The sequence below is a fragment of the Xanthomonas pisi DSM 18956 genome, from assembly GCF_001010415.1.
GTDB classification, from domain to species: Bacteria; Pseudomonadota; Gammaproteobacteria; order Xanthomonadales; family Xanthomonadaceae; genus Xanthomonas; species Xanthomonas pisi.
The window spans coordinates 78,777-104,295 of record NZ_JPLE01000043.1; the positions used below are offsets into that span (position 1 = coordinate 78,777).

Annotated in this window: 26 protein-coding genes; 16 read left to right on the plus strand and 10 right to left on the minus strand. The window is 65.9% G+C overall.

Translation table 11 applies throughout. From position 1 onward, the window contains the following. Positions 1-101 precede the first annotated feature (101 nt). The 4 genes from Y887_RS11285 to ubiH all read right to left on the minus strand — a co-directional run bounded on the left by Y887_RS11285 (position 102) and on the right by ubiH (position 3,842). Positions 102-530: a nuclear transport factor 2 family protein gene (locus Y887_RS11285; protein WP_046964421.1), complete on the minus strand. Its 429-nt coding sequence runs from the start codon at positions 528-530 to the stop codon at positions 102-104. 83 nt (positions 531-613) lie between these two features. Further along, the gene (locus Y887_RS11290) at positions 614-1,333 is read right to left on the minus strand and encodes an alpha/beta fold hydrolase (RefSeq protein WP_046964422.1); all 720 of its coding nucleotides are present in this window, start codon (positions 1,331-1,333) and stop codon (positions 614-616) included. Positions 1,334-1,455: 122 nt separating this feature from the next. Beyond that, a complete protein-coding gene (locus Y887_RS11295; protein ID WP_046964423.1) occupies positions 1,456-2,637 on the minus strand; it encodes a UbiH/UbiF family hydroxylase in 1,182 nt (393 codons plus the stop codon). Continuing rightward, a complete protein-coding gene (gene ubiH / locus Y887_RS11300; RefSeq protein WP_046964424.1) occupies positions 2,634-3,842 on the minus strand; it encodes a 2-octaprenyl-6-methoxyphenyl hydroxylase in 1,209 nt (402 codons plus the stop codon). The genes Y887_RS11295 and ubiH overlap by 4 nt, the downstream gene beginning before the upstream one ends. A 183-nt stretch (positions 3,843-4,025) precedes the next feature. On the opposite strand from ubiH, the gene Y887_RS11305 reads away from it, so the two are divergent. The 9 genes from Y887_RS11305 to Y887_RS11345 all read left to right on the plus strand — a co-directional run bounded on the left by Y887_RS11305 (position 4,026) and on the right by Y887_RS11345 (position 13,410). Then, the gene (locus Y887_RS11305) at positions 4,026-4,598 is read left to right on the plus strand and encodes a hypothetical protein (RefSeq protein WP_046964425.1); all 573 of its coding nucleotides are present in this window, start codon (positions 4,026-4,028) and stop codon (positions 4,596-4,598) included. 3 nt (positions 4,599-4,601) lie between these two features. Continuing rightward, positions 4,602-5,159, plus strand: coding sequence for a cob(I)yrinic acid a,c-diamide adenosyltransferase (locus Y887_RS11310; RefSeq protein ID WP_046964426.1), 558 nt, complete (start codon positions 4,602-4,604; stop codon positions 5,157-5,159). A gap of 38 nt (positions 5,160-5,197) precedes the next feature. Next, positions 5,198-6,106 carry a histone deacetylase family protein gene (locus tag Y887_RS11315; RefSeq protein WP_046964427.1) on the plus strand — a complete coding sequence of 303 codons (909 nt, stop codon included), beginning with the start codon at positions 5,198-5,200 and terminating at the stop codon, positions 6,104-6,106. Positions 6,107-6,232: 126 nt separating this feature from the next. Further along, on the plus strand, positions 6,233-8,665 hold the full coding sequence (gene lptD, locus Y887_RS11320) for an LPS-assembly protein LptD (RefSeq protein WP_084726009.1): 2,433 nt from the start codon (positions 6,233-6,235) through the stop codon (positions 8,663-8,665). After that, on the plus strand, positions 8,662-10,053 hold the full coding sequence (locus tag Y887_RS11325; RefSeq protein ID WP_046964429.1) for a peptidylprolyl isomerase: 1,392 nt from the start codon (positions 8,662-8,664) through the stop codon (positions 10,051-10,053). The genes lptD and Y887_RS11325 overlap by 4 nt, the downstream gene beginning before the upstream one ends. Before the next feature lie 4 nt (positions 10,054-10,057). Beyond that, positions 10,058-11,029, plus strand: coding sequence for a 4-hydroxythreonine-4-phosphate dehydrogenase PdxA (pdxA, locus tag Y887_RS11330; protein ID WP_046964430.1), 972 nt, complete (start codon positions 10,058-10,060; stop codon positions 11,027-11,029). 115 nt (positions 11,030-11,144) lie between these two features. Further along, positions 11,145-11,933, plus strand: a complete 789-nt coding sequence (rsmA, locus tag Y887_RS11335; protein WP_046964431.1) for a 16S rRNA (adenine(1518)-N(6)/adenine(1519)-N(6))-dimethyltransferase RsmA — start codon at positions 11,145-11,147, stop codon at positions 11,931-11,933. Between the two features lie 36 nt (positions 11,934-11,969). After that, positions 11,970-12,353, plus strand: coding sequence for a Co2+/Mg2+ efflux facilitator ApaG/CorD (gene apaG, locus Y887_RS11340; RefSeq protein ID WP_046964432.1), 384 nt, complete (start codon positions 11,970-11,972; stop codon positions 12,351-12,353). 28 nt (positions 12,354-12,381) lie between these two features. Further along, positions 12,382-13,410, plus strand: a complete 1,029-nt coding sequence (locus Y887_RS11345; RefSeq protein WP_046964433.1) for a symmetrical bis(5'-nucleosyl)-tetraphosphatase — start codon at positions 12,382-12,384, stop codon at positions 13,408-13,410. 29 nt (positions 13,411-13,439) lie between these two features. Here Y887_RS11345 and sfnG read toward each other — a convergent pair whose 3' ends face one another. Continuing rightward, positions 13,440-14,543: a dimethylsulfone monooxygenase SfnG gene (sfnG, locus tag Y887_RS11350; protein WP_046964434.1), complete on the minus strand. Its 1,104-nt coding sequence runs from the start codon at positions 14,541-14,543 to the stop codon at positions 13,440-13,442. 855 nt (positions 14,544-15,398) lie between these two features. On the opposite strand from sfnG, the gene msuE reads away from it, so the two are divergent. The 7 genes from msuE to Y887_RS11385 all read left to right on the plus strand — a co-directional run bounded on the left by msuE (position 15,399) and on the right by Y887_RS11385 (position 22,277). Continuing rightward, on the plus strand, positions 15,399-15,962 hold the full coding sequence (gene msuE / locus Y887_RS11355; RefSeq protein ID WP_046964435.1) for an FMN reductase: 564 nt from the start codon (positions 15,399-15,401) through the stop codon (positions 15,960-15,962). A gap of 47 nt (positions 15,963-16,009) precedes the next feature. After that, entirely contained in the window at positions 16,010-17,173 is a 1,164-nt protein-coding gene (gene ssuD / locus Y887_RS11360; RefSeq protein ID WP_046964436.1) for an FMNH2-dependent alkanesulfonate monooxygenase, read from the plus strand. A gap of 11 nt (positions 17,174-17,184) precedes the next feature. Beyond that, positions 17,185-18,189, plus strand: coding sequence for an aliphatic sulfonate ABC transporter substrate-binding protein (locus tag Y887_RS11365; RefSeq protein ID WP_046964437.1), 1,005 nt, complete (start codon positions 17,185-17,187; stop codon positions 18,187-18,189). A gap of 8 nt (positions 18,190-18,197) precedes the next feature. After that, positions 18,198-19,046 (plus strand): ABC transporter permease, encoded by an 849-nt coding sequence (locus Y887_RS11370; RefSeq protein WP_084726011.1) that lies wholly within the window; start codon positions 18,198-18,200, stop codon positions 19,044-19,046. Further along, positions 19,043-19,798 (plus strand): ABC transporter ATP-binding protein, encoded by a 756-nt coding sequence (locus Y887_RS11375; protein WP_046964439.1) that lies wholly within the window; start codon positions 19,043-19,045, stop codon positions 19,796-19,798. The genes Y887_RS11370 and Y887_RS11375 overlap by 4 nt, the downstream gene beginning before the upstream one ends. 120 nt (positions 19,799-19,918) lie before the next feature. Beyond that, positions 19,919-21,106, plus strand: coding sequence for an acyl-CoA dehydrogenase family protein (locus tag Y887_RS11380; protein WP_046964440.1), 1,188 nt, complete (start codon positions 19,919-19,921; stop codon positions 21,104-21,106). A 97-nt stretch (positions 21,107-21,203) separates the two neighbouring features. Beyond that, positions 21,204-22,277 carry a sigma-54 interaction domain-containing protein gene (locus Y887_RS11385; protein WP_046964441.1) on the plus strand — a complete coding sequence of 358 codons (1,074 nt, stop codon included), beginning with the start codon at positions 21,204-21,206 and terminating at the stop codon, positions 22,275-22,277. 90 nt (positions 22,278-22,367) lie between these two features. Here the strand turns inward: Y887_RS11385 and Y887_RS11390 are convergent, their stop codons facing one another. From Y887_RS11390 to Y887_RS11405, 5 genes are all read right to left on the minus strand, one after another. After that, the gene (locus Y887_RS11390; protein ID WP_046964442.1) at positions 22,368-22,862 is read right to left on the minus strand and encodes a dihydrofolate reductase; all 495 of its coding nucleotides are present in this window, start codon (positions 22,860-22,862) and stop codon (positions 22,368-22,370) included. Further along, a complete protein-coding gene (locus Y887_RS19030; protein WP_084726010.1) occupies positions 22,853-23,098 on the minus strand; it encodes a hypothetical protein in 246 nt (81 codons plus the stop codon). Before Y887_RS19030 ends, Y887_RS11390 begins: the two co-directional genes overlap by 10 nt. Positions 23,099-23,188: 90 nt before the next feature. Then, positions 23,189-23,983: a thymidylate synthase gene (locus Y887_RS11395; protein ID WP_046964443.1), complete on the minus strand. Its 795-nt coding sequence runs from the start codon at positions 23,981-23,983 to the stop codon at positions 23,189-23,191. Further along, positions 23,980-24,870, minus strand: coding sequence for a prolipoprotein diacylglyceryl transferase (gene lgt / locus Y887_RS11400; protein ID WP_046964444.1), 891 nt, complete (start codon positions 24,868-24,870; stop codon positions 23,980-23,982). Before lgt ends, Y887_RS11395 begins: the two co-directional genes overlap by 4 nt. Before the next feature lie 53 nt (positions 24,871-24,923). After that, entirely contained in the window at positions 24,924-25,415 is a 492-nt protein-coding gene (locus tag Y887_RS11405; RefSeq protein ID WP_046964445.1) for a TPM domain-containing protein, read from the minus strand. Positions 25,416-25,519: the final 104 nt, after the last annotated feature.

Genomic DNA, 25,519 nt, shown 5'->3' on the forward strand with positions numbered 1-25,519 from the left:
AAAGGGATGGATGACTGCGAGCGCGACGTGGGGGAGAAAGCGGTACGGCAACGCGTGGCGCCAAACGGGCGCCGGCACCATGCCTGGGGGAGGAATGCGGCTCAGCTGCCGATGCGCAGCAACAAGGTTCCAAGGCGTTGCTTGAACAACCAACGCTCCTGCTCGAAGACCAGCACATCGTCGAAACTGCCCAGCAAGGCGGGCGATTGCGCGCTCCATGGCGGCGACGTCGACGTATCGCCGGCGGTGTAGAGCAGCACGTTGCTGTGCGCATGCGCCAATGTGGGCGATTGAATGTCGACCAGGGTGTTGAGCATCAGATGACAGGTGGTGCGCGGCGGGCGCTCGCGAAAGGCCTGCAGAATCGCCGCGCGGCCGTGCACCGGGGCATCCGGCGCGCTGGGGCGCGCGAACACGCCATCGTCGGTGAACAATGCGGCGAGTTGCTCGTGGTCGTGGCGATCGTTGTACAGCGCGAACCGGCGGATCAATTGCTCGCAGGCAATGATGATCGAGACATCGTCGTGCATGCAGCCTCCTTTAGTTCCAGCAAACGCCGGTTAGTGCGGTCAGCGCCCGCAGCAGTGACCCAGGCGCCGTTGCCTCTGCGCCATCACGCGGCCTGCAACCAATCGCGCAACGCCGCTATCACCGCAGCAGGCGCTTCCACCGGCGCCATATGCCCGCAGTCTTCGAACACGCTCAGGCGCGCCTGCGGAATCTGCCGCGCCATGTCCTGATGCCGAGCCAGTGGGCTCCAGGCGTCCTGGCGCCCGACTCCGAGCAAGGTGGGGCAGCGAATCTGCGCAAGCACCGGTGCGGCATCCGGACGCTCCAGCAACGCGTTGACCTGGCCAGCGAAGCTTTGCGCGCTTTGCCGGCGCACCATCGCACCGAGGTCCTGCATCAAAACGGGATCGGCAATGCGTGCGGGGTGCAGCATGGGCGGCAACCAGGCCAGCGCCAGCGCATCCATGCCCTGCGTTCGCGCCAGATCCACCAGCGCCTGACGCTCTTCGCGTTCTCCATCGCGACGCGGCGCAATGCCGGTATCGAGCAGCGCCAGCTGCGTCACCCGTTCGGGCGCCTGACGCATGATTTCCAGCGCAACCCGCCCGCCCATCGAATGCCCGGCCAACGCGAACTGCGGCGGTGCGCCAGCCAACACGTGGGCGGCCATCTGCACGATGCTGTCGAATCCGGGGAAGTCCAGCACCTGCACATCGGCCAGATCCGCCAGCGCGTCGCGCTGCGGTTGCCAGATGGCAGCGTCGCACAGCAGGCCGCAGAGCAGCAGCAAGGTGGGTCTGGACGTATGCGCAACGGAAGTCATGGCGCGACTGTAGCCACGCTGGATGCGCGCGTCGTATGGAAGATGCGGCCTGCGCTATAAGCCAGCAGACATACAACGTCGGCGTTGCTGCCTGGAGGACCGGCCTGCGGGCGCGCGTCCGGTCACGCGCCGCCGGACGCGCGTTTCCACAACACATCGACCAAGGGCGGCAGTTTGCCGGCCAGGCCGAGCACCGATCCGCGCAGCAGGGTCAGGTGCATTTCGTCGTTGGAAAACACGCTGTTGATCGCATCGAAACCGTAGGCGGCCACCGTATTTTCGCTGCGGCGGGTGCGCGCCCAGCGCTGCAGACGATGCGGCGCTGCCCAGTCCGCACGTTTGGCGAGCGCTGCGCGCACTTCCGCGCGCAGCGCAGCGACATCGCGCAGGCCCAGATTGACGCCCTGCCCCGCCAGCGGATGCACCACATGCGCGGCGTCGCCCAGGGTCAGCACGCGGCCGCTGACGTACTGCTCCACCAATTGCCGTTGCAGCGGAAATGCCGTGCGTGCGGACACCACACGCACCTGGCCCAGGCGCGCGGCAAACGCCTGGGTCAGCTCGTGCGAAAACGCCGCATCGTCCAGTTCCAGTACGCGCTCGGCATCGCTGTCGGGCAACGTCCAGACAATCGAACTACGGCCATCGGCAAACGGCAGCAACGCCAGCGGCCCGGTGGTCAGAAAGCGCTGCCAGGCAGTGGCCTGATGCGGCTGTTCGGTCTCCACGAAGGCAACCACGCCACGTTGTGCGTAGGCGTGCCGCGACACCGGCAAGCCGGTCAGGTCGCGCAGGGTGGACGCCGCGCCATCGGCCGCGATGGCAATCGCAGCTTCCAGCCGACTGCCGTCGTCCAGCCGCAGGCGCACGCCGTTGGCGTCCTGCTCCAGTTCGGCCACGCGCGCCGGGCAATGCACTTGGATCCCCGCACTGTGCACGGCCACCCAAAGACGATCGACCAGCAGCGCATGCTCGACGATCCAGCCGAGTTGTTCGCGGCCCAAGGTGTCGGCGTCGAAACGCAGCTCGCCGCCACCGCCGGCATCCCAGACCCGCATGCGCCGATACGGCTGCACGCGCCCGCTGCGCACGCTGGCCCACACGCCAAGACTGTCGAGCAGCGCGGCGTTGTCGGCGGCGAAGGCATACACCCGCAGATCGGGCTGATCGGCATGCCAGCGCGCGGGCTCGCGCCCTTCCACCAGCGCAACGCTCAAGCCGGCGTCGGCCAGCGCCAATGCGCAGGCAGCACCGACCACACCACCGCCGACGATCACCGCATCGCGCGTACCGCGGCGGCTCATGCGCTCCCCCGGCATAGTTGCGGCACATCGCCACGAAAACCCATCGCTCCGCCGACCAGCATCGATTGCAGCGGCGCGGCCTGCGAGGTCGCCAGCAATCCCAGGCTGCGTAGCGGCCGCAGCAACGGTGCCGGGTTTCCGGTCAGCCGCGCCAGCCCGCTGGAGAAGCCGATCGTCTGCTCGCGGTCCACGCGTCGACGCGCCACATAGTCGGCCAACAGCGCGCCAGACCCGGCATCGCTGCGATCGTGTTCGATCAGTTCGGCCAAGGTCAGCGCATCGCGCAAGCCCAGATTGAAGCCCTGCGCGCCGATGGGGTGCAGCGTCTGCGCGGCATTGCCGAGCAGCACCACGCGCTCGGCGATCAGATGGTTGGCCAGCACCTGCACCAGCGGATAGGCGCTGCGTTCGCCGCTGGCGACAAAGCGCCCGGCGCGCCAGCCGGCGGCACCCTGCAGCCGGGCCAGCCAGCCGGCCTCGTCGAGCGCGGCGACCGCCTCGGCCTCGGCACGCGCCACGCAGTGGATCGCGCCGTAGTGGCGGTCGCCCCGCGGCAGCAGCGCGGTCGGCCCATGCTCGCCGAAGCGCTCCCATGCAGTGCCATCCGGCGGCCGGGAGGCGCGCACGCGGGCCACGAACAAGGTCTGCAGAAAATCGTGCGTGTCGGTGTCGATATGCAGCAGTTCGCGCACGGCGCTGTGCGTGCCATCGGCACCGACCACCAGCCGGGCGCGGACGCGCCGCTCACCGTCGTCGGTCGCCAGCCGTAGCGTGCGCACGCCGTCCTGGACCGGCTCCACGCCGATGCAGCGCGCCGGACGATACCGACGCAGCTGCCTCAGTTCGTCCAGGCGTGCCTGCAGGGCCTCGCCGAAGTCGCGGGCCACCACCACCTGCCCGAAGCTGTCGCGTCCGTAATCGGCGGCCTCCAGCTGCACGCGCCCGAAATCGCCGGCGCGACTGACGTGGATGCGACGAATCGGCCCGGGCGCGCTGCGCAACCTGGCCATCACGCCCAGCACGTCCAATGCATTGACGGTGGCGGCGGCGAAACTCAGATTGCGCTGATCGAACACGGCCGGGGGGGTACCGGCGGGAGTGGCTTCCACCAGTCCGACATCCAGTCCGAGGCGGTCCAGCGCAATCGCAAGGCTGGAGCCGACCAGGCCGCCGCCAACGATCAGAACGTCATGTGGGTCTGTCATCCCCCCATGATAAGCCCTCGCCCGCACCCCATCGCGGGCGCCGGATGAGACACGTTGACGCGCCCCGCCAGGTCCGCCGTTGCCATCCCTGCCCGATGCGGGCGTAGCGCAAGCCGGGCGGGTGCACGGGGGCGCCAGGTTCCACGCTACACTCCCGGACCTGCAATCCGGCCACCTCAGCGCATGACTCCTCGCTCGCACGACACCCTGATTCTGAGCCTGCTCGCCATCCTGATGGCGGCCACGCGGATCAATCACGTCGCGCCGGTCCCGGACGCGTCCTGGGCGGTGTTCTTCATCGGCGGGTTTCATCTGGCCGCGCGCACCCGGCTGGCGTTCCCGTTGCTGATGGGTCTGGCGGTCGCGGTGGACTGGCTGGTGATCACCGGCCAGGGCATGAGCTTCTGGCAGCACTACTGCGTGTCGCCGGCGTACTGGTGCCTGATCCCGGCGTACTTTGCGCTGTGGGCCGGTGGCGTGTGGCTGCGTCGGCACTATCACGGGGCCCGCTGGGCTGCGCTGGCCGCACTGGTTCCTGCACTGCTCATCTCAGTGGCGCTGTGCCAGCTGATCGCCCAGGGCAGCTTCTACTGGATCAGCGCAAGCGTGAGCGACCCCACCTTCGCCGGCTGGTTCAAGAACTACAGCGACTGGCTGTGGCCGTACCTGCGCAGCGCCGCGTTGTACGTCGCGGCTGCGGCTGTCATCCAGGTGGTTGCCGAGCGCCTGGACGCCCCGCAGCGCCAGGCCGGCTAAGTCATGGGTAACCGGCTCTCACGTATCTATACGCGCACCGGCGACGACGGCAGCACCGGGTTGGGCGATGGCAGCCGGACCGGCAAGGATGCCTTGCGCGTGAACGCCTACGGCACCGTGGACGAGGCCAATTCGGCGCTTGGCGTGCTGTTGGCCGCGCCTGGCGTGCCCACCGCGATCGCCGAGCTGCTGACCACGGTGCAGCACCAGCTGTTCGACCTGGGCGGCGAGCTCTGCATCCCCGGCCATGCCGCGATCGAGGCGGCTGATATCCAGGCCCTGGAGCGCCATCTGGACCACTTCAACGACAGCTTGCCACCGCTGCAGGAATTCATCCTGCCGGCCGGTGGCGAAGCGGCCGCGCGCTGCCACCTGGCCCGTACCATCGTGCGCCGGGCCGAGCGCGAGACCGTGGCGCTATCGCGCCAGGAGTCGGTGCGCAGCGAGGCGATCGGCTATCTCAACCGGCTCTCGGACCTGCTGTTCGTGCTGGCGCGCGTGCTGGCACGCGTGGATGGCCAGCAGGAAGTGCTGTGGCGGCACGACCGCCGGCGCGCTTGAGCATGTGCCCGGCACGGCGAAAAGGCTAACGTCCTCTCATGCTGGTCTTTACCCATCCCGCCTGTCTTGGTCACGACGCCGGCCCTGAGCACCCGGAGAGTCCCGCCCGCCTGGAGGCGGTCGTCGAGGCCCTGCGCGCGGCCTTTCCGGACCTGGACTGGCGCGAGGCGCCGTTGGCCAAGCTGGGCGACCTGTGCCGCGTGCACGAGCGCGAACAGGTGGACGCGGTGCTGGAAACCGTCTTCGAAGGCTACCGCCAACTGGACGTCGACACCCGCATGGTGCCGGCCTCGCGCGCGGCTGCCCTGCGCGCTGCGGGCGCCGGCATCGCCGCCGTGGATGCGGTGATGCAGGACCTCACCCGCACCGCCTTTTGCGCCGTGCGTCCGCCTGGCCACCACGCCACCGCACAGGTGTCGATGGGGTTCTGCCTGTTCAACAACATCGCCGTGGCCGCCGCGCATGCGCGCGACCGGCATGGCCTGGAGCGCATCACCATCGTCGATTTCGACGTGCACCACGGCAACGGCACCCAGGCGATCTTCGAACGCGACCCGGCCGTGCAGTATCTGAGCACGCATCAGTCCGGGCTGTACCCGCACTCGGGCGGCGTCCATGAGCGCGGCGTCGGCAATATCCATAACCTGCTGCTGCCGCCGGGCAGCGATGGCTTGCGCTTCCGCAATGTGTGGGAAGACCAGATGCTGCCGCTGATCGACGGCTTCCGCCCCCAGCTGATCCTGATCTCTGCCGGCTTCGATGCGCATCTGCGCGATCCGCTGGCCGATCTGATGCTGGACGATGGCGATTTCGCCTGGCTGACCGGCGCGCTGCGCACTCTGGCCGAGCGGCATGCGCGGGGTCGGGTGGTGTCGACGCTGGAAGGCGGCTACGACCTGCAGGCCTTGCGCGAGAGCAGCGTCGCCCACGTCCGCGCCCTGCGCTGACCCGCCACCGCATGCCGGTCGCGGTCCTGTTGGCGATGAACCTCGCCCTCTCTGTGCCAACGCTCTTCATTGCCCCTATGCGGGGTATGCGGCAAGCTAGTCGCCATTTTATTGGTTGAACCACGCGTGCGCCGAGCTCTCCGCCTGCTGCCCCTGCCCTTGAGCATCGCCATCTGCCTCCCGGCCATGGCTGCCGACAAGCCGTTGAACTGGGGGTTGTGCCCGGCCGTGGACCCGCTGCCTGGTTTCGATGGCGCCCCCGCCGCCGACCCCAAGGCGGCCGAGATGCGCCAGCAGCTGCCGACCGACATCGAAGGCGACCAGCTCTCCGGCACCAGCACCACCCCGCAATACCAGGGCAACGTGGCGCTCAAGCGCGGCGACCAGTTCCTGGGCGCGGACAACCTGCGCATGGATACCGAGACCGGTAACTACATCGCCGAAGGCAATGTGCGCTACCAGGACACCTCCTTCCGCATGGTCGCCGACCGCGCCGAGGGCAACCAGGACACCGACGCCCACAAGGTCACCAACATCCAGTACCAGCTGGTGGACCGGCGCGGCAACGGCGGTGCGGAGTCGGTGGACCTGCAGGGCCAGGTCGGCCAAATGCACCGTTCGACCTATACCACCTGCGATCCCTCGCAGCCGATCTGGCGGGTGCGGGCGCCCGAGATCGACGTCGACAACGAAGAAGGCTTCGGCACTGCGCGTAACGCCGTGCTGCAGATCGGCAAGGTACCGGTACTGTACTTCCCGTGGTTCAAGTTTCCGATCGACGACCGTCGCCAGACCGGTCTGCTGTTCCCGCAGTTCGGCCTGTCCGGGCGTAACGGCTTCGATTACCTGCAGCCGATCTACCTGAATCTGGCGCCCAATTACGACGCCACCTTGTTGCCGCGTTACATGAGCAAGCGCGGTTTCATGTTCGGCACCGAGTTCCGATACCTGTACGACGGCGGTCGCGGCGAAATCACCGGTAACTACCTGCCCAACGACAAGCTGCGCGACAAGGACCGCGGCAGCGTGTTCTACAGCGGCTACCACAACGTCAACACCTACTGGCAGGCGCGCAGCAGTATTTCCTGGGTCAGCGACACCCGCTATGTGGAAGACTTCACCAGCCGCCTGAACGGCATGGGCTCGGCCTCCAGCCTACAGAGCACGATCGGCATTTACGGCACCGGCGAAACCTGGACCGCCGGATTGATGGCCGACCGCTGGCAGCTGACCGACTACACCCTGGACGAGCGAGCCCTGCCCTACAACCGGCAGCCGCGCGCGTATTTCACCTGGGAAAAACCGTTCGGTATTTTCGAAGCCGGTGTCTATGCCGAGGCGGTGCGGTTCACCCATGACGATTCGTATCGGGTGGATTTCATCCCGAACACCAACGGCAATAACAACAACAACGGCGACGAATACGTCCGCACCAATGTCCGTAACTATGACTATGGCAGCGGCTCGCGCCTGGACGTCAAACCCTACATCTCGATGCCGCTGTCGGGCGCGGCGTGGTTTTTGACGCCTACGGTGGCCTGGCGTTACACCGCCTACCAGTTGGACTCGACCCTGGCCAACACGCAACCGCTGACTGGCGACCGTTCGCCAACGCGTAGCCTGCCGATCGCCTCGCTGGATGCCGGCCTGTACTTCGATCGCGAGACCTCGGTTTTCGGCACCAACTATCTCAACACGCTGGAACCGCGCATGTACTACCTGTACGTGCCTTACCGCGATCAGGACGACCTGCCGGTCTTCGATACCCGCCCGTTTACCTTCAGCTACGGCCAGCTGTTCCGCGACAGCCGTTATACCGGCGCCGATCGCCAGAACGATGCCAACCAGTTGACCTTGGCGGTCACCTCGCGCTGGCTGCGCCAGGACGATGGACGCGAGAAGCTGTCGCTGAGCGCCGGACAGATCCTGTACTTCAACGATTCGCTCGTCACGATCAATAACAGCACCAATTCCGCTGCCGGCAGCGAGCAACCCGTCCAGCAAGGCAAGTCCGCCTGGGTGGCCGATGCCAACTACATGATCAACGACCGCTGGTCGATGGGCGCCACGTATCAGTGGAACCCGAACTCGCGCAAGGAAGATCTGGCCAGCCTGCGCACGCGCTATCTGCTGGGCAACGACGGCATCATCAATCTGGCGTACCGGTATCGTCGCGATCTGATCAGTAACAACGACCAGCTCAAGCAGGCCGATTTCTCGTTCCTGTATCCGATCAACCCTACCTGGAGTGCGGTCGGACGCTATTACTACTCGCTGCTGGACCGCAAGCCGCTGGAAATCATCGGCGGCGTGCAGTGGGACAGCTGCTGCCTGGCGGTGCGCGCGCTGGTGCGCCGGTTCGTGCGCAACCGCGACGGCGAGATGGACAACTCGATCCAGTTCGAGTTCGTACTGAAGGGCTTGAGCTCGTTCGGCCAGAACACGGACCGCACTTTGCGCCGTGCTATTCTCGGTTATTACCGCGACGACCTGTACCTGGTCCCGCCCAGCAACACCACGACCAATCCGGACGATTACGATCCGAACCTGATTCCATGACCAAGCCTTTCTCTGTTCTTCTTGCCTCGTTGCTGGTACTCACCAGCACGGTCTCGCCGCTGGCATCGGCGCAGCAATCCCAGCCGCTGGATCGCATTGCCGCCATCGTCGATGAAGACGTGGTGCTGCAGAGCGAACTCGATCGCGCTGTGCGCAACGTCAAGTCGCAGTACGCTGGTCGCGAAAACCAGCTGCCGCCGGACGATGTCCTGCAGCGGCAGGTGCTCGAGCGCCTGGTCCTGGTCAAGTTGCAGGTCGGCCGTGCCGACGGCAGCGGTATCCGCGTCAGCGACGAGGAACTCAACCGCGCCATTGCCAGCATCGCCCAGCAGAACGGCACCACCGTGGATGGCTTGCGCCAGAAGCTGGCCGCCGATGGCATGGCCTACGGCGATTTCCGCGCTTCGGTGCGCGATGAAATCATCGTGCAGCGCCTGCGCCAGAGTTTTGCGCAGAGCCGCATCAGCGTGAGCGAAGGCGAAGTGGATACCGCGCTGGCCCAACAGGCCACGACCGGTAGCCAGTTCCACCTGGCGCATATCCTGGTGGGCCTGCCGGAAGGCGCGACCGCCGACCAGATCGCCACCGGGCAAAAGAAGGTCGATGGCGTCAAGGCTTTGATCGACAAGGGCGAACTGGACTTCTCCGCGGCAGCGGTGCGGTACTCGGATAGCCCGAACGCGCTGGAGGGCGGCGACCTGGGCTGGCGTAGCCTGGACGAAATCCCCAACGCATTCGCCCAGCTGATCCGCGACATGCAGCCCGGCCAGGTAGCCGGTCCGCTGCGTGGCCCCAGCGGCTTCCAGCTGCTCAAGCTGGTGGAAATGCGCGACGCCAATGCCGGCGGCGAAAAGAAGATGGTCACCGAGTACAACGCGCGCCACATCCTGGTCCGCATCGGCGACAACCAGACCGACGCGCAGGCCAAGGCCAAGATCGACACGCTGCGGGCACGCATCGCCGGCGGCGCCGATTTCCAGGCAACGGCCAAGGAGTCCTCCGAGGACACCAATAGCCGTGGCCAGGGTGGCGATCTGGGCTGGTTCCCGGCCGACGCGTTCGGCCCGGACTTCGGCAAGCAGGTCGAAAGCCTGGCCGACGGCGCGGTCTCCGAGCCGTTCCGCACGCAGGCCGGCTGGCACATCGTGCAGCGGGTCGGCAGCCGTCAGACCGACGTCAGCGCGGAAAACCAGCGTGCACAGGTCCGTGAAACCATCGGCCGTCGCAAACTGGAAGAGGAATACAACCGCTACCTGCAGGAACTGCGTGGCGAGGCGTATGTGAGCTACCGCACCGGCGATCGCGCCGACGGCAACGCAACCGCCGAGCCCACCAAGACCGCGGAACCCGCTGCCCCTACCCCTCCGCCGGCACATCCGGCGCGCTGAGTCGGTGACGGTGCCGTCGCTCGCGCTGGTGCCAGGCGAGCCGGCCGGGATCGGGCCGGAGCTGTGCATCCGGCTCGTCCAGCAGCCGCGCTCCGATGCGCAGCTGGTTGCCTACGCCGACCCCGACACCCTGAACAGCGCCGCCAAGGCGCTGTCCTTGTCTGTGCGCCTGCTCGATCCAGACCAGCCGGCTCGCCTGCCGGGCGATCTGCCGTTGTTTCCGATTCGCCAGGCCGTCCAGACCCGCTTCGGCACCGCCGACCCGGCCAATGCAGCGGCCGTCATTGCCGGCCTGCGTACCGCCGCTGGCGACTGCCTTGCCGGACGTCTGCAGGGCATCGTGACCGGCCCGGTGCACAAGGCGGTCATCAACGCCGGCGGCATCGCCTATACCGGCACCACCGAATTGCTGGCCGAACAGGCCCACTGCCCGGTAGTGATGATGCTGGCCAACAGCATCGTGCGCGTGGCACTGGTGACCACGCACCTGCCGCTGCGTGCGGTGGCCGATGCGATCACCGCCGACGCGGTTGCGCGTTGCCTGCGCATCACCCATGCCGCGATGCGTCGCGACTTTGGGCTGGAGAACCCACGTGTCGCCGTGCTCGGCCTCAACCCCCACGCGGGCGAAGACGGCCACCTGGGCCGCGAAGAACTGGACATCATCATCCCGGTGCTGGAGCAGCTGCGCGGCGAAGGCATGCAGCTGATCGGCCCATTGCCTGCGGACACCGCCTTTTTGCCGCAGAAACTGGGCGGTTTCGATGCGGTGGTGGCGATGTACCACGACCAGGGCCTGCCGGTACTCAAGTACAGCGGTTTCGAGCAGGCGGTGAACATCACCCTGGGCCTGCCCTACCCGCGCGTGGCGGTGGATCACGGCACCGCCCTGGAACTGGCCGGGCGCGGCATCGCCGATCCATCCAGCCTGATGGCGGCAACGGCGCTGTGCGCACGCCTGGCGGCACGCAGCTAGAGTCGCGTCGCTCCTGCGCGAGCGCCGCAGGTCAGGGGTGACTTCCCTCGCTGTTACGGCGGCCACACGCAGCACCGACACCGCGTGCAGCCGCCGGCTCCGTTAAACTGCGCGCATGAATCCTTCCTTCAGCGCACCGGCCAAGAAGTCGCTTGGCCAGCACTTTCTTGCCGACCGGTATTACATCGACCGGATCGTCCAGGCGGTGGACCCGCGCGCCGGCCAGCACCTGGTCGAAATCGGTCCCGGTCAGGGCGCCATCACCTTTCCGCTGCTGCGCAAGCATGGCGCGTTGACGGTGATCGAGTTCGATCGCGACCTGATCGCACCATTGACCGAGGCGGCCGCACCGATCGGCCAGCTGGGCATCATCCATCGCGACGTGCTCAGCGTGGATTTCACCGAACTGGCCAACGGCACGCCGATCCGGCTGGTCGGCAACCTGCCTTACAACATCTCCTCGCCGATCCTGTTCCATGCGCTGGACCATGCCGCTGCGGTGGCGGACATGCACTTCATGCTGCAAAAGGAAGTGGTCGACCGCATGGCCGCCGGTCCCGGCAGCAAGGTCTATGGCCGGCTCAGCGTGATGCTGCAGGCGTATTGCGAGGTCACCGCGCTGTTCGTGGTGCCGCCAGGCGCGTTCCGGCCGCCACCGAAAGTGGACTCGGCGGTGGTCCGGCTGGTGCCACGCGATGCGGCATCGGTCACGATCAACGATCGCCGTCGCTTTGCCGATGTGGTGCGCGCCGGCTTCGGACAGCGTCGCAAGACGCTGCGCAATGCCCTGTCCACCGTCTGCGAACCTGCGCATTTCGAGGCAGCCGGCGTGCGTCCGGATGCCCGCGCCGAACAACTCGAGGTCGCCGATTTCATCCGGCTGGCCAATGTCGAGCTGGCTTGAGCGCCACTCCCACGCTGTTTTATTTAGACTTTTCCCATGCAAGATGATCCACGCTATCGGGTCGAGGTCGAGGTGTCGCCGCGCTTCCTCGCTCATCAATCGACCCCGGAGGAAGGCCGCTATGCCTTCGCCTACAGCATCCGCATCCACAACGCGGGCGCGGTGCCCGCGCGCCTGATCGCGCGCCATTGGCAGATCACCGACGCCAACGGCCGCACCGAGCAGGTGGACGGCGAAGGCGTGGTCGGCGAGCAACCGTGGCTGCGCCCCGGCGAAGCCTTCCATTACACCTCGGGAGTGCTGCTGGAAACCGAGCAGGGCCAGATGCAAGGCCACTACGACATGGTGGCCGACGATGGCACCGAATTCACCGCCCCGATCGCCGCCTTTGTGCTGAGCGTACCCAGGACGCTGCACTGATGACTGCTGGATTGAGGGAGCGCACGCGATGAGCGTCTGGGCAATTGGCGACCTGCAAGGTTGCTACGACATCACCCAGCGATTGCTGGAGAAGATCAATTTCGATCCCGCACAGGACACGCTGTGGTTCTGCGGCGATCTGGTCAACCGCGGCGGGCAATCGCTGGAGACGCTGCGCCTGGTGCATTCGCTGCGCGCGCACAGCGTGGTGGTACTGGGTAATCACGATTTGTCGCTGCTGGCGATCGGCGCGCGCTCGGAAGAAGAACAACGCAAGGTCAATCCGGATCTGCAACGCATCGTGCTGGCCGAGGACCGCGACGTCTTGCTGGACTGGCTGCGCATGCAGAAGCTGGCGCACGTGGACCGCGAACTGGGCTGGATGATGATCCACGCCGGACTGGCGCCCAAATGGACCACGCAGCTGGCCGAAAAACATGCGCGCGAAGTCGAGCAGCAGTTGCAGGGCGGCGGCTATCGCAAACTGTTGCGCAACATGTATGGCGACCAGCCCGGCTGGTCGCCGGGCTTGAGCGGGTACGACCGCAGCCGCGCGATCATCAACCTGTTCACGCGCATGCGCTATTGCACACCGCGCGGGCGCATCGCCACCGACGACAAGGGCACGCCGGGCACGCAGGCACAAGGACTCTACCCGTGGTTCGAAGTGCCGGGCCGGGTCGAGCGCGATCTCAAGATCGTATGCGGCCACTGGTCCGCGCTGGGGCTCACCATCACCCAGGGCGTGCATGCCATCGATACCGGCGCAGTGTGGGGCGGCAAGCTGACCGCCCTGCAGCTGGATACCGAGGAGCTGCGCGTGGTGCAGGTGCCGGGGCGCGAAGTCACCGCCCCCGCCGCACCTGCCGCGCACGCGCCGCGGCGTCCACGCGAAGGCCAGGGCCGCCCGCGCGGGCGTGGCCGTGGACGTGGCGGAAACGGCGCTGGCGGCGGTGCCGGTGGCAGCGGCGGCGCCAATGGCAAGGGCGCCGCCGCGCCCAATGCCGGTGAGACCGGCGCCGGCACCGCGCGCCCAGCCAATCCGGCAGCGGAATAAGCCTCCGGCCGCCGTCGTAACGGGGTGGCTCAGGCCAGCGCGGACTGCGCGCGTTGCGCTTCCAGCGCACGCACGCGCGGCAGCACTTCCCGGCCGAAGTATTCCACCTCTTCGATGAAGTGCAGGAAGCCGCACAGCACCAGATCCACGCCCACCTCCTGCAGGGCCAGGATGCGCTCGGCAATCTGTTGTGGCGTACCGATCAGGTTGGTGCGGAAACCGTCGTTGTATTGCACAAGGTCCTCGAAGGTGGAGGTGGCCCAATTGCCCTCGCCCTCCGGCGATGCCTGCCCCGCCTGCCGCGCGGCATCGGCGAACGCCTTGACCGCGTCGACATGCGCATGCGCGATGATTTCCTGCAGCACCGCCTGCGCTTCCTGTTCGGTATCGCGCGCGATCACGAAGGCGTTGACGCCGACGCGAACGCGGTGGTCGTTGGCGGCCGCCTTGGTCTGCAGATCCTGGATCTGTACGCGCAACTGCTCTGGCGTGTTGCCATTGGTGAAATACCAATCCGACACGCTTGCCGCGTTGTCGCGCGCCGCGCGCGAACTTCCGCCCTGAAAGATCTCCGGGTGCGGCTTCTGCAGCGGCTTGGGACTGAGGGTGTAGTTGTTGAAACGGTAGAAATCGCCATGGAAACTGAAGGCATCCTGGGTCCAGATCCCCTTCAGTACCTGGATGAATTCCCTGGAGCGCCGATAGCGCTCGTCGTGTTCCAGCCACGGCTCACCGATGGCAACGAACTCGCCCTTGAACCAGCCACTGACCACATTGATCGCAATGCGCCCGTTGCTGATGTGGTCGATGGTGGCGATCTGCTTGGCTACCACGGCCGGCGCCCACGGGCCTGGCAGGATAGCGGCCAACACCTTCAAGCGAGAGGTGGAATGCAGCAAGGCCTGACTGAAGGACACTGACTCATGCTGATGCTCGGCGCCATAGCCGGCGGTAAAACGGATCTGGGTCAGCGCGTAATCGAAGCCGGCGTGTTCGGCAGCCTGCGCAAGCCGCACGTTATAGTCCAGACTCCAGTCGGTGCGCTGCTCGATCGTGCTGACAACCAGCCCGCCGCTGACGTTGGGAACCCAGTAGGCGAAGGTCAGCGGCGCAGCGTTGGACGAATGGCTCATTGAAAACTCCTGCAAGGATGGGGATTGGACGGCGTTGCACGGCGGACTGCACGCTGCCGGTCTTCTTCGGTGCTGGAAAGCACATGCATTGCGCTTTGCAGATGCAACGCGCGCATGCGGGTAACCGCCGTCGCATGCAACGCACATCGCGTGCCATGCTTATCTCTACGCGACATGTCGACATGCCCACCGTGCGATCCACATCGCGTTGACCAACATCGCACGCCGCGCGAAAGCGGCTGACTCGCCGGCGAACGACCCAGTACGACAACGCGACGCAACTTTGCGGGCTGCGCAAACACGCTCTGGCTGCGCGACACCACGCCGATATCGGTGATGTACACGCATCCGCGCGACCTCATTCGTAATGCCCGGGCGATCACGACAGCAGCCACGTCAATACCCGGGGCGCGACTGCACTGCACGCACCGGACCTTATTGAAGCGAACGATGTCACGCGTGCGATTCGTACTGCACACCGCACTGGACGAAAGTATCGAACCAAGAAAATGCGCAAACTGCTGATCCGATGTTGCCCTGCAAACAGTTTTTCAGCGCTTATCTCCGCACGCTCTATGCTCATACTCGTCACGACATGAAGATCGCATCGAAAATCGATTGGAACAGCCTATTTTCTGCAATTTCATTAGGTCATTCTCGATTCTGCTAAGCGCACGCCATCGCTAATGGCGCTTTGCCATTGCACTGCATCGCGCCATGCAGTCAGATGCAATTCCACGTCACCGGCACGTCGACGCGCGTTACCGTGCTTTATCCCTCTGCAGCAACAGCACAGATGTCTGGATGGCACGGAGTTTGCGTGACAACTCGACACCGCCCATACAGGAATGTCGCATGCGCACTCCGTTGAACGTCGTTGCCGTCTCCGGCAGCACCTCGCGCCCTTCGCGCAGCCTGGCCCTGGCAGAGGCCACCCTGGCCGAGCTGGCACACCACCTGACCATCAAGCCCAGCATCATCCAGCTCGGCGATATCGCAAAGCAGTTAGGCATGGCGCAATGGCGCAGCGACGTCGACGCAACCACAGAACAGGCCTTGCGCCAGGTTGAAACGGCAGACCTGCTGCTGGTCGTCGCACCGGTGTATCGCGGATCGTACCCAGGCTTGCTCAAGCATCTGTTCGACCTGATCGACATGCACGCCCTGATCGACACGCCGGTTCTGCTGGCCGCTACCGGCGGCAGCGAACGGCATGCATTGGTCATCGATCACCAACTGCGGCCATTGTTCGCGTTTTTCCAGGCGTTGACGCTGCCGATCGGCATCTATGCCAGCGAAAGCGATTTCCACGATTACCGGGTGGTCGATCCGGCGCTGTGCCAGCGTATCGCCCTGGCCGCCGAACGCGCTGTCGGCGTGCTGGGGGTGCGCCCCGATGCGCAACTGCGCATCGCCTGATCCGGTTCGCCGGCGCGATATCGCCAGTCCACCTGAAGGAGAGTGCGATGGAGATGTTCTGGTTCATTCCCACCCACGGCGACAGCCGCTATCTGGGCACCAGCGAAGGCGCGCGCCAGGTCAGTGCCGACTACGTCACCCAGGTGGCTGTGGCCGCAGACACGCTGGGTTACGAGGGGGTCTTGATTCCCACCGGGCGCTCCTGCGAAGACCCCTGGGTGATCGCGTCCAGCCTGATCAATGCCACACGCCAGTTGAAGTTTCTGGTGGCGCTGCGCCCCGGCCTGATGGCGCCCGCGTTGGCGGCGCGCATGGCCGCCAGCTTCGACCGACTCTCCGGCGGGCGCTTGCTGGTCAATCTGGTCACCGGCGGTGACCGCGGCGAGCTGGAAGGCGATGGCGTGTTTCTCGATCACGCCGACCGTTACGATGCCTCGGCCGAGTTCATCCGGATCTGGCGCGAGATCATCCGCCGCAGCCATGACAGCGAAAGCTACGACTTCGATGGCAAGCATCTGCAGGTCAAGGCGGCGCAACTGCTGTATCCCACCGTGCAGCGGCCGTATCCGCCGGTATGGTTCGGCGGTTCGTCCGATGCGGCGCACGATCTGGCGGCCGAGCAGGTGGACACCTACCTGACCTGGGGCGAGCCACCGGCTGCGGTGGCGCAGAAGATCGCCACTGTCCGCAGCAAGGCGGCCGCGCTCGGGCGCACGCTGCGCTTCGGCATCCGCCTGCATGTCATCGTGCGCGAAACCGACGCGCAGGCCTGGGCCGCGGCCGACGCACTGATCCGTCATCTCGACGACGACACCGTGGAGCGCGCACAGCGCGCCTTCGCGCGCATGGATTCTGTCGGCCAGCGGCGCATGGCCGCACTGCATGGGCGTGGCCAGGGCCGCACGCGCGCCGATCTGGAAGTCAGCCCGAACCTGTGGGCCGGGGTTGGCCTGGTCCGCGGCGGTGCCGGTACCGCCCTGGTCGGCAGCCCGCAGACGGTGGTGCAGCGGATCGAGGAATACGCGGCGCTCGGCATCGACACCTTCATCTTTTCCGGCTATCCGCACCTGGAAGAGGCCTATCGCTTTGCCGAACTGGTGTTCCCGCTGCTGCCTCGCGCACGCCGGCAACCACTGCCCGGGCAACCACTGAGCGGCCCCTTCGGCGAGGTCATCGCCAACACCATCGTGCCACGCGCTTCGGCGCGCTGAGAGGAGTCCTCATGAAGCGTCGCAACCTGCTCAAACTCGCAACATTGGCCGGTGTCGCGCTCGGTGCCCCGCCGCTGGCGTCCAGCGCCGCGGACGCACCGCGCAAGATCGCCGTTCCCGAACGACTGCGCATGGATTACGCCTACTACTCGCCTACCTCGCTGGTGCTCAAGCACTTCGGCTGGCTGGAAGAGGCGCTCAAGCCGCAGGGCACCGAGGTCACCTGGGTATTATCGGCCGGCAGCAATCGCGCACTGGAGTATCTGGCCGGCAACAGCATCGACTTTGGCAGCACCGCCGGCCTGGCAGCGCTGCTCGGGCGCGCCAACGGCAATCCGGTCAAGGCGGTCTATGTGTACTCGCGGCCGGAATGGGTCGCCCTCGTCGTCGGCAAGCACTCGCCGATCCAGCGCGTGGCCGAACTGAAGGGCAAACGGGTGGCCGCCACCAAGGGCACCGACGCGTACTTGTTTCTGTTGCGCGCGCTGCGCGAAGTCGGGTTGCACAGGAACGACGTCGACATCGTCCATCTGCAGCATCCGGATGGGCGTATTGCACTGGAACGCGGCAATGTCGATGCCTGGGCCGGACTGGACCCGCATATGGCCGCCAGCCAGCTCGACGCCGGCTCACGGCTGCTCTATCGCAACGTCGCCTTTAATTCGTACGGCTTCTTGAACACCAGCGAAAAATTCGCCGCCGCCTACCCCGAGCAGATTCCGCTGGTGCTGCAGGCCTATGAGAAGGCACGCCGCTGGGCCATCGCGCATCCGGACGCGTTGGCGAACCTGATCGCCGAGCAAGCCAGGCTCTCGGTGGCGGTTGCGCAACTGCAATTGCAGCGCACCGATCTCAGCCGGCCACTGATTGGTGCCGAGCAACTGGCGGCCTTGCGCAGCGCCGCGCCGCTCCTGCTGGAAGAAGGCCTGGTGCGGCCCGGAACCGACCTGACCCAGGTACTGGGCACATTGATCGATCCCCGCTATGCCACACGCGCACGCGTGGCGCAGGGATGACCGCCACGATGAATCAGACCTCGTTCCGCCTGTCGCGCACCCTGCCATCGTCGCTGCGGCGGCGCTGGCGCCTGCCCGCCGGTAGCCTGGGTCTGGTGCTGCCGGTGAGCTTCTTCGCGGCATTGGAACTTTGCTCGGCGCTGGGCTGGACGCCACGCTACCTGCTGCCGCCTCCCAGCCAGATCCTGACCACGCTGGCAGACGAAGCCGGCCGGGGATTGGCAGGCCATCTGGGCGCCAGCGTGCTGCGGGTACTGGTGGGCTTTGCGCTCGGTGCCGGGCTGGGGCTGGTGATCGGCGTCGGCGTCGGCTTGAACCGTTGGCTGGAACGCTTGCTGGATCCCAGCTTTCAGGCGCTGCGCGCGGTTCCAAGCCTGGCCTGGGTGCCCTTGTTGCTGCTGTGGATGGGAATCGATGAAGCGCCGAAGATCACCTTGATCGCCATCGGTGCGTTCTTCCCGATGTACCTGGGCGTGGCCAATGGTCTGCGCCAGGTCGACCGCAGCCTGATCGAACTGGGCGAGACCTATGGCCTGTCCTGGGGGCGCATGGTGCGGCGGATCCTGTTGCCGGCCGCCTTGCCCTCCATCTTCACCGGGCTGCGCACCAGCCTGAGCCTGGCCTGGATGTTTCTGGTGGCCGCCGAATTGATCGCCGCCACGCGCGGGCTGGGCTACCTGCTGAGCGACGGGCGCGAAACCTCGCGGCCAGACATCGTCATCGCCGCGATCGTGTTGCTTGCCTTGCTCGGCAAGCTCAGCGACAGCGTGCTCAAGGGTCTGGAAACCCGCACGTTGCACTGGCGCGACAACCTGCAGAACCGCCGCGCCTCTCCGCACGCGGCGCACGACGCATGACTGCCGGCCTGCAGATCCGGGTGGCGACCAAACGCTTCGGTACACGCAGCGTGCTGCACGGCATCGACCTGCGCGTGGCGCCAGGCGAAGTCCTGAGCCTGATCGGCGCCAGCGGCTGCGGCAAGAGCACCTTGTTGCGCATCGTGGCCGGCCTGGAACGCGACTACAGCGGCGAGGTGCTGCTGGATGGCAGCCGCATGCAGGGGATCGACCGCCGTATCGGGTTCATCTTCCAGGAGCCGCGCCTGCTGCCCTGGCTGGACGTGGCCGCCAATGTCGCCTTTGCCGACGACGCGGCTGCCTCGCCGGCGGCAGCACGGCGGTCGCCGCGCGTGCAGCAGTTGCTGGCCGAGGTCGGCCTGCTCGAGCACGCGCAAGCGCTACCCAAGCAGCTCTCCGGCGGGCAGGCGCAGCGAGTGGCGCTGGCGCGCGGGCTGTACCGCCAACCGCAGGTGCTGTTGCTGGACGAGCCCTTCAGCGCCGTGGATGCGTTCACCCGCATCAGGCTGCAGGAGCTGTTGCTGCGCCTGGCCGGCGAGCACGGCTTCACCGTACTGCTGGTGACGCACGATATCGACGAGGCGGTCCATCTGAGCGACCGCGTCATCGTTATCGGCGGTCAGCCCGGATCCATCGTGCATACCCAAGTGCTGGACACGCCGCGGCCACGCGAACGCCGGGCGCATGAGGCGACGCAGCGTGAGGCGCGTCAGGACCTGCTGGCTGCGCTGCACGACATCCATGCAGTGTAAGCATGCGGCGTTCGCCTGCAGATCATGCCGATACATACGGCTGCCAACCGGCATGCACAGGCGGCACGCGCGCCACCGGGTACCGATCATCTCCCTGCGACTGGAACGAGGCCACCGCGCATGACAAGCCACCAACTGCAACCCACCGTACTCAATCCGCTGCACACGGCCCGGCGCCTGGCCAACGACTTCGCAGCCACCGCAATCGAACGCGATGCGCGGGGCGGCACTCCCAAGGCAGAACGCGATGCGCTACGCGCCAGCGGCTTGCTGGGCCTGAGCATTCCGCTGCAATACGGCGGCCTTGGCGCCAGCTGGAGCGAGGTCCTGACCATCGTGCGTGAGTTCGCCAAGGCCGATAGTTCGATCGCGCACGTGTTCGGCTTCCACCACCTGATGCTGGCCACCGTGCGCTTGTTCGGCCAACCGGCGCAATGGCAACCGTGGTTGGAGCAGACCGCACGCAAGCAGTGGTTCTGGGGTAACGCGCTCAATCCCCTGGATACCCGGACCGTCGCCGTGCATTACCAAGGATGGCGCGAATTTTCCGGCAAGAAGAGTTTCTGTTCCGGTGCTCTCGACTCGCAGATGCTGATCGCCTCCGCACTGGACGAGCGCAGCGGCAAGCTGCTGATCGGCGCGGTGCCCACCGCGCGTAGCGGCATTACGCTGGGCCACGACTGGGACAACATCGGCCAGCGCCAGACCGACAGCGGCAGCACCATCTTCGAGCGCGTGCGGGTGGAAGAAAACGAGCTGCTGCTCGATCCCGGCCCCCTGAGCACGCCATTCGCGTGCCTGCGCCCGTTGCTGGCGCAGCTGCTGTTTGCGCATGTCTTCCTGGGCATCGCCGAAGGCGCGTTCGAAGAAGCGCGCACCTATACCTTGACCGAAACGCGCCCCTGGCATCGCTCCGGGGTCGAGCAGGCCAGCGACGATCCCTACATCCTGGCCCATTACGGCGAATTCTGGCTGGGGCTGGAAAGCGCACGCCTGCTGGCCGGGCGCGCCGCCGATCTGCTCGATGCCGCCTGGCGCAAGGAACACGCGCTCACCGGCGACGAACGTGCACAGGTGGCCCTGGCAGTGGCCGCCGCCAAGGTCGCCACCACGCGCGTGGGGCTGGAGGTGAGCAGCAAACTGTTCGACGTCACCGGCGCGCGCGCCACCCATGCGGCGCTGCGCCTGGACCGCTACTGGCGCAATCTGCGCACCCATACCCTGCACGACCCGGTCGACTACAAGGTGCGCGAACTCGGCGAATGGGCGCTACGGCAACAGGCGCCCACACCCAGCTTCTACTCATGACTCCAGTCCCTGCGTGTCCGTCGCGTAGAACTCGCCTGCAGGTGTCGCTGCTGCGCGCTGACAGACGCTCCTTCTTCTCCCTCCTTGCGTCCGGCCCATGTCCGATTTCCGTCTGCTAACCCTGCCTTCGTTGCCGCAACGCGTCGCTGCCGGCAACCGCACGACCGCCGCCGCGCACGTGTTCGAAGACCCGGCATCGCAGGCATTGCTGGCCCACCTGGAACGCGTGGCGCCCAGCGAAGCCAGCGTACTGATCATCGGCGAATCCGGCACCGGCAAGGAGCTGGTGGCGCGTCATATCCATAGCCTCAGCACGCGTGCGCACCAGCCATTCGTGGCGGTCAACTGCGGAGCCTTCAGCGAATCGCTGGTCGATGCAGAGTTGTTCGGGCACGAAAAAGGCGCCTTCACCGGCGCACTCAGCGCCAAGGCCGGCTGGTTCGAGGAAGCCAATGGCGGCACGCTGTTTCTCGACGAGATTGGTGACCTGCCGATGCCGATCCAGGTCAAGCTGTTGCGCGTGCTGCAGGAGCGCGAAGTGGTGCGCCTGGGGTCGCGCCGCAGTATCCCGATCGACGTGCGGGTGCTGGCCGCCACCAACGTGCCGCTGGAACAGGCCATCGGCCAGGGACAGTTCCGCCAGGACCTGTTCTACCGGCTCAACGTGGTCGGCGTGGGGCTCAAGCCGCTGCGCGAACGGCCCGGCGACATTCCACCCTTGATCCGCCATTTCGTGCAGATCTACAGCCAGCGTCTGGGCCATGGCCAGGTCATGATCAGCCCGGAGGCCGAGCAGCTCCTGGTGCAGTACCCGTGGCCGGGCAATATCCGCGAACTGGAAAATGTCATCCACCACACCTTGCTGATCCACCGCGACGGCGTGGTGCGCGCTGACGACATCCGGCTGTCGCAGCTGCGCCTGCCCACCCCGTCCACCGGCGATGCGCAGCCCGATGCCGCGGCCCTGCTCGCACACGCCTTCGACACCTTGTTCGAGAGCAATGACGGCGCGCTGCATGCCACGGTCGAAGCGCAGCTATTGCGTGCCGCCTACCGGCATTGCCACCACAACCAGGTCAGGACCGCTGCCCTGCTGGGACTGAGCCGCAACGTCGTGCGTGCGCGTCTGATCGAACTGGGCGAGGTGGTGGTGAACAGGCGCGCCGATTGACGCGCCGGGTGTCGACCTACGCTTGCTGCGCTGCCTTGCAGCGCGGCGTTGCATCTTCGTCAGCCTTGCCCGGCGTGAAAATCCGGCCGCTCAGCGGCGTCGATAATCCACATAAGAAAATGCGAATGCATGCCGCGCGTCGGCTGCATGCTCTTCGCGCTGCACCGGCACCCACACAGCCGGGTCGATCGGCGGGAAATGCGTATCGGCATGGTCGACCACGGTGTCGACCTCGGTCACCGCCAGCACGTCGGCGCGTTCCATCGTCAGGCGATACACCTCGCCGCCTCCGATCACGCACAACTCCTGCGCGCCCTCCTGCCCGGCACGCTGTATCGCATGATCGACAGATGCCACCGCCTGCATGCCCGCGAACGGCACCTGCCCCGAGCGCGTCAGCACCAGATTCAGACGCTCTGGCAAGGCGCGCCCCAACGATTGCGCGGTCTTGCGCCCCATCAGGATCGGCTTGCCCAGCGTCAGCGCCTTGAAACGTTTGAGATCGTCCGGCAACTTCCACGGCAGATCGTTATCGCGACCGATGGCGTTGTTGCGGTCGAAGGCGACGATCAGGGCTATTCGCATTTGTCAGGATATAAGTCGTCATAGATCTTCATTGCTGACTTTCTAGCTAGCAATGTCAGTCCCGCACCAAAAGAAAATACGAGCATGAATAGAGCAATCAGCAGCGGCGATGATTGAAGAAACGCCCAAGCATGATCGGCCCTATCTCCCTTGACCAAAGCAGCAATGATCAGTCCCAGGGGCGCTGCTGTGACAGGCACGGCTGTAGCTACGGCTAAAGAGCCAGACATACTCATCAAAGAATCCGCAAGCTTCTCGCGTGCTTTGCATGAATGTTTTGCCACCGCCCCTCCCAATCAACAAGAACGTTTTACCTACATCGATCCTTACACCGCCACCTGCGCCTTGATCGCCGGATGCGGGTCGTAGCCGTCGATGGCGATATCTTCGAAACGGAACGCGAACAGATCGGTGACTTCGGGATTCAGACGCAAGGTGGGCAGTGCGCGCGGTGTGCGCGTCAGTTGCTCTCGGGCCTGCTCGAAGTGGTTCGAGTACAGATGCGCATCGCCCAGCGTATGCACGAAATCGCCCACGCCCAGCCCGGTGGCTTGCGCCACCATGTGCGTGAGCAGCGCATAGCTGGCGATATTGAACGGCACGCCCAGAAAAATGTCGCCGCTACGCTGGTAGAGCTGGCAACTGAGCTTGCCGTCGACCACGTAGAACTGGAACAGGCTATGGCAGGGCATCAATGCCATTTGCGGCAGTTCGCCGACATTCCAGGCGCTGATGACCAGGCGACGCGAGTCCGGATTGCGTTTGATCTCATCGACCAGCCACTGCATCTGGTCGATCTCGACGCCGTCCGGGCCGGTCCAACGCCGCCACTGCTTGCCGTAGACCGGGCCAAGATCGCCATTGTCGTCGGCCCATTCGTCCCAGATACGTACCTGGTTGTCTTTCAGATACCCGATGTTGGTATCGCCCTGCAGGAACCACAGCAACTCGTGGATGATCGAGCGCAGGTGCAGCTTCTTGGTGGTGACCAGCGGAAAGCCGGCGTTGAGATCGAAGCGCATCTGCCAGCCGAATACGCTGCGCGTGCCGGTGCCGGTGCGGTCGGACTTTTCGGCGCCGTGTTCCAGCACGTGCTGCAGTAGGTCCAGGTACGGTTTCACTTGACCGCCTCCACGGTTGCGGCAACCGGCACCACCGGCTGCAAGACCGGCGCGCGGCGTGACATCGCCAGCAAGACCAGGCCCACCGCAATCAATGGCAAGCTCAGAATCTGGCCCATCGTCAGCCAGTCGAAGGCCAGATAGCCAATCGGCGCATCCGGCACACGCACGAATTCCACGATGAAGCGGAACACCCCGTACAGCAGCGCAAACAGCCCCGACACCGCATAGCGCGCGCGCGGCTTCATCGAGAATGCCCACAACACGACGAACATCACCACGCCTTCCAGCGCGGCCTCGTACAGCTGGGACGGATGACGGGCGAAGCGATCCAGTGCGCCGGCGGCGTATTGCGCATGAATCTGCGCTGGTGCGATGTCGGCCAGTTCCGGCGCATGCGGGAAGATCACGCCCCAGCCGGCCTGGGTGAACTTACCCCACAGCTCGCCGCCGACAAAATTGCCGAGCCGCCCGAAGCCAAGGCCCAACGGCACCAGCGGCGCGACGAAATCCATCACGTCGAAGAAGTGCAGGCGATGCTTGCGTGCCCACAGCCAGCAGGCGATCAACACGCCCAGCAGCCCGCCGTGGAAGCTCATCCCGCCTTCCCACACCTTGAACAGGATCAGTGGATTGGCCAGGAAGGTCTCGAATGCATAGAACAGCATGTAGCCGATGCGCCCGCCCAGCACCACGCCGAGCATGCCGTAGAACAGCAGGTCGGAAAAACCGTCCATATCCACGCCCGGCAGACGGCCGCGCAAAATCCGCGAACGGCCCAGCGCCCAGGCCGAGAAGAAGGCGGCCAGGTACATCAAGCCGTACCAGTGCACCTGCACCGGGCCGAGCGAGAAGGCGATGGGGTCGATGGCGTGCAGATAGATCATGCGGACCGCGTATCACGTAGAGCGAGGCCGCTATTCTGACACCTCGGGCGCGCTCAGCCTAAGAGCTGTGGCCGATCGGGCAGCTCGTCTTCATGCTGCATGTCGCCGGCGGCCGGGAAATGCGCGACCAGCAGCTCGGTGACCGCCTCGATCCCGGCCAGCACCGCAGCCTCGTGCTGGCCCTCGCGCAGGAACTGCTGCATGCGCCGGCACACCTCCGCCCACTGCGCCTCCGGCACCTGGCTGCGCAGGCCGCGGTCGGCGACGACTTCGATGGCGTGGTCTGCCAGCAGCAGATAAATGAGGACACCGTTATTGGCTTCGGTGTCCCAGGTGCGCAGCTGGGCGAACGCCTGCTCGGCGCGCTGGCGGGCCGTGTGCCCGCGCCACAGCGCCCCGAGCGGCAGGTCCCCATCCACCGCCACCATGATCTGGCCGGTATGGCTGCGTTCGCTGGCGGCCACGGCCGCAGCGATCGTGTCCATGCAAGCAGCCGGAAACCTGCGCTGCGCCGAGGGCGCAAAAAAATGCCTGAACCACCGCATTACCAGCTCCCCGAGGCGCCACCGCCTCCCGATGATCCACCGCCGCCGCCCCAGCCACCGCCGCCGCCAAAACCACCACGGCCACCGCCCCCGAATCTGTCTCT

Bases quoted from the DNA above. Each gene is read 5' to 3' on its own strand.
- Y887_RS11285 (WP_046964421.1), bottom strand. From the start codon at position 530: ATGCACGACGATGTCTCGATCATCATTGCCTGCGAGCAATTGATCCGC.
- Y887_RS11290 (WP_046964422.1), bottom strand. From the start codon at position 1,333: ATGACTTCCGTTGCGCATACGTCCAGACCCACCTTGCTGCTGCTCTGC.
- Y887_RS11295 (WP_046964423.1), bottom strand. From the start codon at position 2,637: ATGAGCCGCCGCGGTACGCGCGATGCGGTGATCGTCGGCGGTGGTGTG.
- ubiH (WP_046964424.1), bottom strand. From the start codon at position 3,842: ATGACAGACCCACATGACGTTCTGATCGTTGGCGGCGGCCTGGTCGGC.
- Y887_RS11305 (WP_046964425.1), top strand. From the start codon at position 4,026: ATGACTCCTCGCTCGCACGACACCCTGATTCTGAGCCTGCTCGCCATC.
- Y887_RS11310 (WP_046964426.1), top strand. From the start codon at position 4,602: ATGGGTAACCGGCTCTCACGTATCTATACGCGCACCGGCGACGACGGC.
- Y887_RS11315 (WP_046964427.1), top strand. From the start codon at position 5,198: ATGCTGGTCTTTACCCATCCCGCCTGTCTTGGTCACGACGCCGGCCCT.
- Y887_RS11325 (WP_046964429.1), top strand. From the start codon at position 8,662: ATGACCAAGCCTTTCTCTGTTCTTCTTGCCTCGTTGCTGGTACTCACC.
- rsmA (WP_046964431.1), top strand. From the start codon at position 11,145: ATGAATCCTTCCTTCAGCGCACCGGCCAAGAAGTCGCTTGGCCAGCAC.
- apaG (WP_046964432.1), top strand. From the start codon at position 11,970: ATGCAAGATGATCCACGCTATCGGGTCGAGGTCGAGGTGTCGCCGCGC.
- Y887_RS11345 (WP_046964433.1), top strand. From the start codon at position 12,382: ATGAGCGTCTGGGCAATTGGCGACCTGCAAGGTTGCTACGACATCACC.
- sfnG (WP_046964434.1), bottom strand. From the start codon at position 14,543: ATGAGCCATTCGTCCAACGCTGCGCCGCTGACCTTCGCCTACTGGGTT.
- msuE (WP_046964435.1), top strand. From the start codon at position 15,399: ATGCGCACTCCGTTGAACGTCGTTGCCGTCTCCGGCAGCACCTCGCGC.
- ssuD (WP_046964436.1), top strand. From the start codon at position 16,010: ATGGAGATGTTCTGGTTCATTCCCACCCACGGCGACAGCCGCTATCTG.
- Y887_RS11365 (WP_046964437.1), top strand. From the start codon at position 17,185: ATGAAGCGTCGCAACCTGCTCAAACTCGCAACATTGGCCGGTGTCGCG.
- Y887_RS11370 (WP_084726011.1), top strand. From the start codon at position 18,198: ATGAATCAGACCTCGTTCCGCCTGTCGCGCACCCTGCCATCGTCGCTG.
- Y887_RS11375 (WP_046964439.1), top strand. From the start codon at position 19,043: ATGACTGCCGGCCTGCAGATCCGGGTGGCGACCAAACGCTTCGGTACA.
- Y887_RS11380 (WP_046964440.1), top strand. From the start codon at position 19,919: ATGACAAGCCACCAACTGCAACCCACCGTACTCAATCCGCTGCACACG.
- Y887_RS11385 (WP_046964441.1), top strand. From the start codon at position 21,204: ATGTCCGATTTCCGTCTGCTAACCCTGCCTTCGTTGCCGCAACGCGTC.
- Y887_RS11390 (WP_046964442.1), bottom strand. From the start codon at position 22,862: ATGCGAATAGCCCTGATCGTCGCCTTCGACCGCAACAACGCCATCGGT.
- Y887_RS19030 (WP_084726010.1), bottom strand. From the start codon at position 23,098: ATGAGTATGTCTGGCTCTTTAGCCGTAGCTACAGCCGTGCCTGTCACA.
- lgt (WP_046964444.1), bottom strand. From the start codon at position 24,870: ATGATCTATCTGCACGCCATCGACCCCATCGCCTTCTCGCTCGGCCCG.
- Y887_RS11405 (WP_046964445.1), bottom strand. From the start codon at position 25,415: ATGCGGTGGTTCAGGCATTTTTTTGCGCCCTCGGCGCAGCGCAGGTTT.